Genomic DNA, 11,623 nt, shown 5'->3' on the forward strand with positions numbered 1-11,623 from the left:
CTCATACCGGCTGCGCTGGCGGCGCAAGCGGCTGCTGGCCCGCGCGCTGCTGCGCCGCCCGCAACTGCTGCTTCTGGACGAACCGACCGAGGGGCTGGATGCGCCCACCGCCGCCGCCGTCCTGGCGGGCCTGCGCCGGGCGCTGCCCCAGACCGCGGTGCTGATCGCCTCGCATCGCGCGGCCGAGGCCGCAGCATCGGACCAATGCCTTGCCCTGACAGCATTCTCTTCCGCAGGGCGGGCCGAATAGTCGCAGCGGCGATGCGGATTATTGACTCCCCGGCCCCCGGGGCGCAGGCTGAACACATTCATCGCGCAATATGTGTCTGACCCGGCGTTCCGGGGCCGGGCCGCGCTGAAGCCGGAGCGGGAAGCATGGAATTCGGGATCGTCGAGCTGTCGCGGCTGCAATTTGCCATGACGGCCATGTATCACTTTCTTTTCGTGCCGCTGACCCTGGGCCTGTCGGTCGTGGTCGCGGTGATGGAGACGGTCTATGTGATGACCAACCGCCCCGTCTGGCGCCAGATGACCAAGTTCTGGGGCAATCTGTTCGGCATCAATTTCGCGATGGGTGTGGCGACCGGGATCACCATGGAATTCCAGTTCGGCATGAACTGGAGCTATTACAGCCATTATGTCGGCGACATCTTCGGCGCGCCCCTGGCGATCGAAGGGTTGATGGCCTTCTTCATGGAGGCCACGTTCGTGGGCCTGTTCTTCTTCGGCTGGGACAAGCTGTCGAAGGTCGGCCATCTGACCGTCACCTGGCTGGTGGCGATCGCATCGAACTTTTCCGCGCTGTGGATCCTGATCGCCAATGGCTGGATGCAGAACCCGGTCGGCGCCGAATTCAACCCGATGACCATGCGCATGGAGATGACCGATTTCTTCGAGGTCCTGTTCAACGAGGTGGCGCAGGCGAAATTCGTCCATACCGTCTCGGCGGGCTATGTGACGGCTGCGGTCTTCGTGATCGGCGTCTCGGCCTGGTATCTGCTGCGCGACCGGCATGTCGAACTGGCGCGCCGCTCGATCACGGTGGCGGCGGCCTTTGGCCTGGCCTCGGCCTTCTCGGTCGTGCTCTTGGGCGACGAGTCTGGCTATACGGCCACGCATAACCAGAAGATGAAGCTCGCCGCGATCGAGGGCATGTGGCAGACCGAACCCGCCCCCGCCCCCTTCACGCTGATCGGCCTTCCCGACCAAGAGGCGCGGCAGACCCATTATGCGATCCACATTCCCTTCGTGATGGGGCTGATCGGCACGCGGTCGCTGACCACGGTCATTCCGGGCATAGACCAGTTGGTGGCCACGGCCGAGGATCGGGTGCGCTCGGGCATCATTGCCTATGACGCGCTGTTGACGCTGCGGGCCGAACGCGCGGCGACGCCGCCCGAAGTCGTGCAGAGGTTTGAGGCGCATTCGGCCGATCTGGGTTTTGCCTTCCTGTTGAAGAAATATGTCGACGACCCGCGCGAGGCGACGGATGCGCAGATCAAGCAGGCGGCGGGTGACACGGTGCCGACGGTCTGGCCGCTGTTCTGGGCCTTCCGCATCATGGTGGCGCTGGGCTTTTCCTTCATCGTGACGATGGCCTATTTCTTCTGGCGCGCCTCGTTCCGGCAGATGCGCTATCCGCGCTGGGCGCTGCATCTGGCGGTCTGGATGATCCCCGCGCCCTGGATCGCCGCCGAAATGGGCTGGTTCGTCGCCGAATTCGGCCGCCAGCCCTGGACGGTGGACGGGGTGCTGCCGACCGCGCTGTCGGTCTCGGCGCTGTCGATCACCGAAGTTGCGATGACGCTGGCGGGCTTCGTGATCTTCTACACCGTCCTCTTCATCATCGAGATGGGCCTGATGCTGAAATACATCCGCAAGGGTCCGTTCCAGGATGTCGAGGAAACCGAGGCCTGGGTCGCGCGGCATCGCGCGCGGCTGGCCGGTCGGCAGAATGCCGATGCCATTGCACAGCCGGCGGAGTGAAAGAGATGATCCTGAACGAACTTGTCAGCTATGAAACCCTGCGGGTGATCTGGTGGCTGCTGCTGGGCGTCTTGCTGATCGGCTTTGCGCTGACCGACGGCTTTGACATGGGCGCGATGGCGCTGATGCCCTTCGTGGGCCAGACCGATGTGGAACGCCGCGTCGCCATCAACACGGTGGGCCCGGTCTGGGAGGGCAATCAGGTCTGGTTCATCCTGGGCGGAGGGTCGATCTTCGCCGCTTGGCCGCCTTTATACGCGGTCAGCTTCTCGGGCTTTTACCTGGCGATGTTTGCGGTGCTGGCCTGCCTGATCGTGCGGCCGGTCGCGTTCAAGTTCCGCTCGAAGCGCGACGGGTATGCCTGGCGGTCGAACTGGGACCGGGCGCTGTTCATCAGCGGCGCGGCGCCGGCGCTGCTGTTCGGCGTGGCAGTGGGCAATGTGCTTCAGGGCGTGCCCTTCCACCTGACCGACGATCTGCACACGGTCTATGAGGGCGCCTGGTACACGAAATTCATCGGGCTTCTCGACCCGTTCTCGCTGCTGGCGGGGGTGGTGTCGCTGGCGATGCTGGTGATGCATGGCGGCGCCTGGCTGAACCTGAAGACCGAAGGCGCGGTGCAGGCGCGGGCGCGGGCCTATGGCGCGGTGGCGGCGCTGGTGGCGGCGGCGGCCTATGGGCTGGCCGGGCTGTGGATGGCCTATGGCATCGGCGGCTACCGGATCGTCGGCGACTACGTCACCGATGGCCCGTCGAACCCCTTGCATTTCACCGTGGAACAGACCGCGTCTTGGCTGAGCGTCTATGGCGACCGGCCCTGGATCGCCGTTGCGCCGGGCTTGGGCATTCTGGGTGCGCTGCTGACCTTTGCCGGGCTGCGGGCGGGGCGCGAAGTGTCGACGCTGCTGATGTCGAAACTGTCGATCCTGGGGGTGATCTCGTCGGTCGGGCTGACGATGTTTCCCTTCATCCTGCCGTCCTCAACCCATCCCGGCTCGTCGCTGACGGTGTGGAACGCCTCGTCCTCGCATCTGACGCTGTTCGTCATGCTGGTGGTGACGGTGATCTTCATGCCCTTGATCCTGGCCTATACGGCCTGGGTCTACAAAGTGCTGTGGGGCAAGGTCACGCCCGACAAGGACGGCTCGGCCGGTCCGTTGCTGTATTAGGAAAGGAGCCGCGCAATGTGGTATTTCGCCTGGATCCTGGGTCTGCCGCTGGCGGCCGGCTTCGCGGTGCTGAACGCGATGTGGCTTGAGCTGAAAGAGGATGAAAAGCTGCTGCGCCAGCGCCTGCCCGAAGACGGCGACGCCTAGACGGCCTGACCCCCTTTGCCCCGATGCGTGCCGCCGCGATCAGCGCGCGGCGCGCACCAGCCGGCGATGGGTCGAGGGGCGGCCGAATTCCGGCATCATCAGCCGCGTATAGGTCATCGCGGTCACCAGGGGCTGGCTGCGGTCGCCCGACATCTGGTAGACCACATCCGACCAGTCGGCGCTGAGCCCCTCGGCGGTCATTTCGCGCCAGCGCAGCCAGATCCGGTCGCCGCAGCCGGGCAGATCCATCGCCACGATATGCGGCACCAGCGCGGTGGCGCCGCGCGCAACCAGCGCCTCGCGGTGGCGATGCAGATGCACGATCAGCTCGGACGCATCCCCGACCAGCATCCGATGCCCGCCGAGGGCCACGGGCAGCGGCAGGCTGTAGTGGCGGGCCAGATCGTCATAGCGCTGGGCGAACAAGGCCCGCGCGCGCCAGTCGAAATGGGCCTGATAGAAAGCGAACATCTTCCCGGTGTCCTGTGCGAAAGCGAAGGCATCGACCTATGCGATTCGGCTTCAGCCTTTGTGTTGTTTGCGACTGATAACATCACACGAGCGACAACATAGCGGATATGTGCAATGTGCATGAAATATTCGGTTTGGAGCAAGACCGGAAACGAAACATCCAAAGCCACAGGCCCCGCGGCGGCCCGGTTTCGGCGGATTTCAGCTGCGCCGCGGCGGCGGATCGGCGCTGCGCCGCGGCTGGAATCCAGGATTGACACAGGGCGCAAACAGGCGCCTGCTGGAACGATCTGGATGCCACGCAAGGGACGGAGGGGATCAATGACGATTGACCTTTCGCGGCGCAGCTTTCTGAAGCTGGCAGGCGCGGGGGTGGCAGCGACCAGTCTGGGCGCCATGGGCTTTGGCGCGGCTGAAGCGGCAGAGGTGGCGCATGTGCGCGCCTTCAAGCTGGCCACCATGACCGAGACACGCAACACCTGCACCTATTGCTCGGTTGCCTGCGGGATCATCCTTTATGCCAAGGGTGACCTGAAGGCGGGCGAGACGGCGGAACTCGTGCATGTGGAAGGCGATGCCGACCACCCCACCAACCGCGGCACGCTGTGCCCCAAGGGCGCGGCGATCAAGGATTTCGCCCTGTCGGCCACCCGCGCCGTCAAGCCGCGCTATCGCGCGCCGGGCGGGGCCGCATGGCAGGATATCAGCTGGGATCAGGCCTTCGACAAGATCGCCCGCGCGATCAAGGATGACCGCGACGCCAACCTGATCGAAACCAACGATCAGGGCCAAGTGGTCAACCGCTGGAAGACCGCGGGCTTCCTGGCCGCCTCGGGCACCACCAATGAAACGGCCTGGACCACCTACAAGGTCGTCCGATCCCTGGGCATGGTCGCCTTCGACAATCAGGCGCGCGTCTGACACGGCCCCACGGTAGCCAGTCTGGCTCCGACGTTCGGCCGCGGCGCGATGACCAACTCGTGGACCGATATCAAGAACACCGACCTTGCCATCGTCATGGGCGGCAATGCCGCCGAGGCGCATCCCTGCGGCTTCAAATGGGTGACCGAGGCCAAGGCGAAACGCGGCGCCAAGCTGATCGTGGTGGATCCGCGCTTCACCCGCACGGCCAGCGTGGCCGATTATTACGCGCCGATCCGGCCGGGCAGCGACATCGCCTTCCTGATGGGGGTGATCAACTGGTGCATCGCCAACGGCAAGGTGCAGTGGGAGTATGTGAAGAACTACACCAACGCGTCTTTCCTGGTGAAGGAGGGCTTCGGCTGGTCGGACGGGTTGTTCAACGGCTATGACGCCGAAAAACGGGTCTATGACACGGCGGATTGGGACTATCAGCTGGGCGAAGACGGGTTTGCGCTGACCGACCCCACGCTAAGCGATCCGCGCTGCGTCTGGGCGCTGCTGAAAGACCATGTCGCGATCTACACGCCCGACTTCGTGGAAAACACCTGCGGCACGCCGAAGGACCGCTTCCTGAAGATCTGCGAGATGATCGGGGAATGCGCGGCGCCTGATCGGGTGATGACCTCGATGTATGCGCTGGGCTGGACCCAGCATTCCAAGGGCGCGCAGAACATTCGCGGCATGGCGATGCTGCAGCTGATCCTGGGCAATATCGGGTTGCGCGGCGGCGGGGTGAACGCGCTGCGCGGCCATTCCAACATCCAGGGTCTGACCGATCTGGGGCTGATGTCGAACCTGATCCCGGGCTATCTGAACATCCCCGTGGATAAGGAAGTCGATTTCGAGACCTATATGTCGACCCGCGGCAACGCGCCCCTGCGGCCGAACCAGACCAGCTACTGGCAGAATTACCGCAAGTTCATCGTCTCGTTCCTGAAGGCGATGTGGGGCGATGCGGCAACGGCGGAAAACGACTGGGCCTATCACTACCTGCCCAAGCTGGACGTGCCCTCGTATGACATCCTGCGCACCTTCGAGATGATGGCGAAGGGCGAGGTGAACCTGTATTTCTGCCAGGGCTTCAACCCGCTGCTCAGCTTCCCCAACCGCGCCAAGCTGACCGAAGCGCTGTCGAAGCTGAAACTGCTGGTCGTGATGGACCCGCTGCAGACCGAGACGGCGCATTTCTGGGAAAACCACGGTGTTTTCAACGATGTGGACCCGGCCGCGATCCAGACCGAGGTGCTGGAACTGCCGACCACCTGCTTTGCCGAAGACGAAGGCGCGCTGGTGAATTCGGGCCGCTGGCTGCAATGGCACTGGGCCGGGGCCACGCCTCCGGGCCAGGCGCGGCGGGATTGCTGGATCATGGCCAACATCTTCCTGCGCCTGCGCGATCTGTACCGGGTCGAGGGCGGCAAGTTCCCCGATCCGATCCTGAACCTGACCTGGGATTATGCCGATCCCTATGAACCCTCGCCCGAGGAACTGGCGAAGGAAATGAACGGTCGCGCGCTGGCGCCGCTGTATGACGCGACCGATCCCACCAAACTGGTGCTGGACGCGGGCAAGCAGCTGAAGAACTTCAGCCAGTTGAAGGATGATGGCAGCACCATGTGCGGCTGCTGGATCTTCTCGGGCTGCTGGACCGAAGAGGGCAACATGATGGCGCGGCGGGACAATACCGATCCCGATGACACCGGCGCCTATCTGAACTGGGCCTTTGCCTGGCCCCTGAACCGGCGGATCCTGTACAACCGCGCCTCGGCCGACATTCACGGCAAGGCCTGGGATCCGACCCGCAAGCTGATCGAATGGGACGGCGCGAAATGGGCGGGCTATGACGTGCCCGATATCGGCGTCACCTCGAAACCCGAAGACGTGATGCCCTTCATCATGACGAATGAAGGCGTGGGCAAGCTGTTCGCGCGCAAGGGCCTGAAGGATGGCCCGTTCCCCACCCATATGGAGCCCTTCGAAAGCCCGATCGACAACCCGCTGAACGCCGCGATCCGCGGCAATCCGGTGGCGCGGGTCTTCCCCGACGATCTGGCGCAGATGGCCACCAGCGCCGAATTCCCGCTGGTCGGCACCTCGTACCGGCTGACCGAACATTTCCACTACTGGACCAAGCACAACAAGGTGAATGCCGCCTTGCAGCCCGAGTTCTTCGTGGAAATCTCGGAGGAACTTGCGGCCGAGAAGGGCATCGCCAAAGGGGGGCAGGTGCGGATCTGGTCGAAGCGCGGGCAGATCTGGGCCAAGGCGGTGGTGACCAAGCGGATCAAGCCGATGATCTGTGCGGGCAAGACCGTGCATGTCGTGGGCATGCCCATTCACTGGGGCTTCATGGGCGCCGCGCAGAAGGGCTTTGGCCCGAATTCGCTGACCCCCTTCGTGGGCGACGCGAATATCGAGACGCCGGAATTCAAGGCCTTCCTCTGCAACATCGAACCCGTCGAGAAAGGGCCCCTGGCATGACCACCCGCGCCCCCGAACCGACCACCGCGGCGGCCAATCCGCCGGTGCAGCCGATGGAGGTCAACCTTCTGCCCTCGGACGTCGTGCGGGCCTCGGCCATGCCGAACCTGCCCGCGCCGGACCGGCAGCTGACCAAGGTCGCCAAGCTGATCGACGTGTCGAAATGCATTGGCTGCAAGGCCTGCCAGTCGGCCTGCATCGAATGGAACGACACCCAGCCCGAGCTGGGCGTCAATGTGGGGGTCTACGAGAACCCGCATGACCTGACGCCCGACATGTTCACGCTGATGCGCTTCACCGAATACGAAAACCCCCAGACCGGGGATTTCGAATGGCTCATCCGCAAGGATGGCTGCATGCATTGCGAAGATCCGGGCTGCCTGAAAGCCTGCCCGGCCCCCGGCGCGATCGTGCAATATTCCAACGGGATCGTGGATTTCATCCATGAAAACTGCATCGGCTGCGGCTATTGCGTGACCGGCTGCCCCTTCGACATCCCGCGCGTCTCGAAGGTGGATCACAAAAGCTACAAATGCACGCTCTGCTCCGACCGGGTGGCGGTGGGGCAGGGGCCGGCCTGCGCCAAGGCCTGCCCGACCCAATGCATCAGCTTCGGCCCCAAGGACGAAATGCTGGCCCATGCCGAGGACCGCATCGCCGATCTGAAAGCGCGCGGCTATGAAAATGCCGGCATCTACGACCCGCAGGGCGTGGGCGGCACGCATGTGATCTATGTGCTGCATCACGCCGACCAGCCCTCGCTTTACGCGGGCCTGCCGGATGACCCGCAGATCTCGCCGCTGGTTCAGGGCTGGAAGGGCCCGGCCAAGACCGTGGGCCTGGCGGCGCTGGGCCTGGCCGCGGCGGGGGCGGTGCTGCATGGGCTGCTTAGCCGCCCGAACCGGGTGCAGCCCGAGGATGAGATGCAGGCCCAGGCCCTGGTGAACGGCGGGGCGGAGGATCGGGCATGACGCGCGACTATTCCGAAGCGGGCGACCATCTGATCAGCACGCGCCCGGTGCTGGTCAGCCGCTATCGCTGGTTCACAAGGGCAAATCACTGGATCATCGCGGCAACGACGATCCTTCTGATGCTGTCGGGTCTGGCCTTCTTCCACCCCGCGCTGTTCGGCCTGACGGCGCTGTTCGGCGGCGGGCAGATGGCGCGCTGGCTGCATCCGTTCCTGGGGCTGGTGCTGGCCCTGGGCTATCTTTTGATCTTCATCCAGCTGGTGGCGCGCAACCTTCCGCGCCGCGACGATGTGGTCTGGGTCAAGCATTTCCGCGACGTGATGGACCAGAACGAGGAAAAGCTGCCCACCCTTGGCAAATACAATGCCGGGCAGAAATTCGTCTTCTGGGCGATGGCGGGACTGATCCTGCTGCTTCTGGGCAGCGGAATCGCGATCTGGCAGGAATATTTCCCCGATCTGGTCACCATCCCCGACCGGCGCATCGCGGTTCTGGTGCATGCCGCGGCGGCGGTGCTGATGGGGCTGGTCTTCATCCTGCATGTCTATGCCGCGATCTGGACGCGCGGCACGCTGCGCGCGATGACCCGCGGTTCGGTCACCGGCGGCTGGGCCTGGCGGCATCACCGCAAATGGCTGCGCGAAGTGGCTGGACGCAACCGGGGGAAACCCGCAAAGTGACCGGAAGGCGATAGAATGCCCCATCGCGTGGCCGGTCGGCCCGAGGAGGTCATATGAGCCGCAGCGCAGAGCCCGATCCGGGGATGATCGGCGGGGTGGCGCAGCCGGATTTCGCCCGGCTGCCCGATCCGGTGGCGCTGTTCCAGACCCGCGCACGCCGCTTTGCCTTTCTGGCGCAGTCCAGCCGGCTGGGCCCCTATCTGGCCTTTCTGGGCGAGTTGGCCGCCTTGCAGGCCCGGCTGGCCGCCGCGATGCCGCCCCCCGTGCTGCCCGGCCCCGCACCGCTGGACCGCGCTGCTTTGGCCGAGGATCCGGCGCTGCAAGCCACTCCGGCCGCCCTGTGCGCGGGCGCGGCGGACCTTGACATGCCGGGCCCCGCGCGCCTGGCCCTGCAGGCCGTGACCGCCGCCGATGCGCAAGATCGCCGCTGGCTTCTGGGCAATGTCCTGTCCGACCGCATCCCCGAAGACAGCGCCGCGCCGCATCTCTTCGCCGCCGCCGCGGTGCAGGTTCATCTGGCGCGCCTTGCCGCGCAGCTGGATGCCAAATCGCTGCGCCCCAGTGCCCCAGGTTGCTGCCCTTCCTGCGGCGGCAGGCCCGTCACCTCGACCGTGACCGGCGCCCAGGGGATCGAGAACATCCGCTACGCCACCTGCGCGACCTGCGCGACGCAATGGAACGTGGTGCGGATCACCTGCCTGTGCTGCGGCTCGACCAAGGGGATCAGCTATCGCTCGGCCGAGACGACCGAGGCGATGGTGAAGGCGGAATGCTGCACGGAATGCGGGTCCTGGGTGAAGATCCTGTATGCCACCAAGAACCCCACGCTTGAGGCTTTGGCCGATGACGTGGCCTCGCTGGGGCTGGATCTGATGATGAAGGAGACGGGGCTGACGCGCGGCGGCTTCAACCCGTTCCTGGTGGGCTATTGAGCGGCGATTACCGCGCCTTGCCCTCGGTCGACCAGGTCCTGTCCGGGGCCGAGGGGCAGGCGCTGGTGGCCGAACATGGCCGCGCGCCGGTTCTGGCCGCCTTGCGCGCCCGGCTGGATGCGGCGCGCGCGGCGATCCGCGCCGGGGCCGATGCAGTGGAACTGGCCGCCGGCCTGACCCCGGCGCTGGTGGCCGATCTGGCGCAGGCCGCGCGGTCGGGGCTGCGCCCCGTGCTGAACCTGTCGGGCACGGTCCTGCACACCAATCTGGGCCGCGCCCTTCTGGCCGAGGCGGCGATTGCGGCGGCGGTGCAGGCCATGGCCAACCCCTTGGCGCTGGAATTCGATCTGGGCGGCGGCAGCCGGGGCCAGCGCGACGACCACCTTCGCGGGCTTCTGTGCGAGCTGACCGGGGCCGAGGATGCCACGGTGGTCAACAACAATGCCGGCGCGGTGCTGATCGCGCTGAACAGTTTCGCCCAAGGCCGCGAGGCGGTGGTGTCGCGCGGCGAATTGATCGAGATCGGCGGTGCCTTCCGCATGCCCGACATCATGGCCCGCGCCGGCGCCGTGCTGCGCGAAGTGGGCACGACGAACCGCACCCATCCGCGCGATTATGAAGGCGCGCTGGGCCCGCAGACCGGGGTGATCCTGAAGGTCCACCCGTCGAATTACCGCATCGAGGGCTTTACGGCCGAGGTTCCCGCGCCCGCCTTGGCCGCCATCGCGCGCAAGGCCGGCGTGCCTTTGATGAACGATCTGGGCTCGGGCTCGCTGGTCGATCTGTCGCGCTGGGGCCTTCGGCGCGAGCCGACCGTGGCCGAGGCGGTGGCCGAAGGCGCCGATCTGGTGACGTTTTCCGGCGACAAGCTGCTGGGCGGGCCGCAGGCGGGGTTCATCCTTGGCCGTAAGGATCTGATCGCGCAGATCAACCGCAACCCGCTGAAACGCGCGCTGCGGCTGGACAAGATCCGCATCGCCGCGCTGGAGGCGACCTTGCGGCTTTATCGCGACCCCGACCGTCTGGCCGAGCGGCTGCCGACGCTGCGCTATCTGGCCCGGCCGAAGCCCGAGATCGCGGCCCAGGCGGCGCGGCTGGCACCGCTGGTCGGGGCGAAGGTGGCCGCCTGGGGCTATGCCTGCGCGGCTTGCGATTGCGAAAGCCAGATCGGCTCGGGCGCCTTGCCGGTCGACACGATCCCCAGCGCCGGCCTGCGGCTGACCGGGCCGGGGGGCGACGCGCCCGACCGTCTGTCGGCCCGTTTGCGCGGCGGCGCGGTGCCGGTGATCGGCCATATCCGCGACGGCGCCTTGGTGCTGGATCTGCGCTGCCTGGGCTGCGACGACGACCTTTTGCAGGCGCTGGGCGGATGATCGTCGGGACGGCGGGCCATATCGACCATGGCAAGACGGCCCTGGTGAAGGCGCTGACCGGGGTGGATGCCGATCGGCTGGCCGAGGAAAAGGCCCGCGGCATCACCATCGACCTGGGCTTTGCCTATGCCGATCTGGGCGGCGGCGCGGTGACCGGGTTCGTCGATGTGCCCGGGCATGAGCGGCTGATCCACACGATGCTGGCCGGCGCCGGCGGCATCGATTTCGCGCTTCTGGTGGTGGCGGCCGATGACGGGGTGATGCCGCAGACCCGCGAACATCTGGCGATCCTGGACCTGCTGGGGCTTGGCCGCGGGCTGGTGGCGCTGAGCAAGGCGGATCTGGCCGATGCGCCGCGCCGCCGCGCGGTTGCGGATCAGATCCGCCTTGCCCTGGCGGGAACGGCGCTTGCCGAGGCGCCGGTTCTGGCGGTGTCGGCGCTGACGGGCGAGGGGATCGCGGATCTGCGCGCCGCGCTGATCGCGGCCG

10 protein-coding genes and 1 pseudogene are annotated in these 11,623 nt (G+C 66.1%); 10 read left to right on the forward strand and 1 reads right to left on the reverse strand.

Features of this window, described 5'->3' with window-relative positions; genetic code table 11:
- The 4 genes and pseudogenes from K1Y73_RS19620 to cydX all read left to right on the forward strand — a co-directional run.
- Window positions 1-250: pseudogene (locus K1Y73_RS19620) on the forward strand (hypothetical protein); the annotation flags it as partial.
- A gap of 125 nt (window positions 251-375) precedes the next feature.
- Entirely contained in the window at window positions 376-1,986 is a 1,611-nt protein-coding gene (locus K1Y73_RS19625; protein WP_225029992.1) for a cytochrome ubiquinol oxidase subunit I, read from the forward strand.
- Between the two features lie 5 nt (window positions 1,987-1,991).
- Window positions 1,992-3,155: a cytochrome d ubiquinol oxidase subunit II gene (gene cydB / locus K1Y73_RS19630; protein WP_225029993.1), complete on the forward strand. Its 1,164-nt coding sequence runs from the start codon at window positions 1,992-1,994 to the stop codon at window positions 3,153-3,155.
- A 15-nt stretch (window positions 3,156-3,170) separates the two neighbouring features.
- On the forward strand, window positions 3,171-3,302 hold the full coding sequence (cydX, locus tag K1Y73_RS19635; protein WP_225029994.1) for a cytochrome bd-I oxidase subunit CydX: 132 nt from the start codon (window positions 3,171-3,173) through the stop codon (window positions 3,300-3,302).
- Window positions 3,303-3,341: 39 nt separating this feature from the next.
- Here cydX and K1Y73_RS19640 read toward each other — a convergent pair whose 3' ends face one another.
- Complete coding sequence (locus K1Y73_RS19640; protein ID WP_225029995.1) at window positions 3,342-3,773, reverse strand: hypothetical protein; 432 nt, start codon at window positions 3,771-3,773, stop codon at window positions 3,342-3,344.
- A 321-nt stretch (window positions 3,774-4,094) separates the two neighbouring features.
- Here K1Y73_RS19640 and fdnG point away from each other — a divergent pair, with 321 nt between their 5' ends.
- From fdnG to K1Y73_RS19675, 6 genes are all read left to right on the forward strand, one after another.
- Window positions 4,095-7,178, forward strand: coding sequence for a formate dehydrogenase-N subunit alpha (fdnG, locus tag K1Y73_RS19650; protein ID WP_263626706.1), 3,084 nt, complete (start codon window positions 4,095-4,097; stop codon window positions 7,176-7,178).
- Window positions 7,175-8,149 (forward strand): formate dehydrogenase subunit beta, encoded by a 975-nt coding sequence (fdxH, locus tag K1Y73_RS19655; protein ID WP_318248261.1) that lies wholly within the window; start codon window positions 7,175-7,177, stop codon window positions 8,147-8,149. Before fdnG ends, fdxH begins: the two co-directional genes overlap by 4 nt.
- On the forward strand, window positions 8,146-8,829 hold the full coding sequence (locus tag K1Y73_RS19660; protein ID WP_225029997.1) for a formate dehydrogenase subunit gamma: 684 nt from the start codon (window positions 8,146-8,148) through the stop codon (window positions 8,827-8,829). The genes fdxH and K1Y73_RS19660 overlap by 4 nt, the downstream gene beginning before the upstream one ends.
- Before the next feature lie 53 nt (window positions 8,830-8,882).
- A complete protein-coding gene (gene fdhE, locus K1Y73_RS19665; protein ID WP_225029998.1) occupies window positions 8,883-9,761 on the forward strand; it encodes a formate dehydrogenase accessory protein FdhE in 879 nt (292 codons plus the stop codon).
- The gene (gene selA / locus K1Y73_RS19670; protein WP_225029999.1) at window positions 9,758-11,134 is read left to right on the forward strand and encodes an L-seryl-tRNA(Sec) selenium transferase; all 1,377 of its coding nucleotides are present in this window, start codon (window positions 9,758-9,760) and stop codon (window positions 11,132-11,134) included. The genes fdhE and selA overlap by 4 nt, the downstream gene beginning before the upstream one ends.
- On the forward strand, window positions 11,131-11,623 hold a 493-nt coding region (locus K1Y73_RS19675; RefSeq protein ID WP_263626707.1), incomplete at its 3' end, for a GTP-binding protein. The genes selA and K1Y73_RS19675, both read left to right, overlap by 4 nt.

This window comes from Xinfangfangia pollutisoli (assembly GCF_020179405.1).
Lineage (GTDB): Bacteria > Pseudomonadota > Alphaproteobacteria > Rhodobacterales > Rhodobacteraceae > Pseudogemmobacter > Pseudogemmobacter pollutisoli.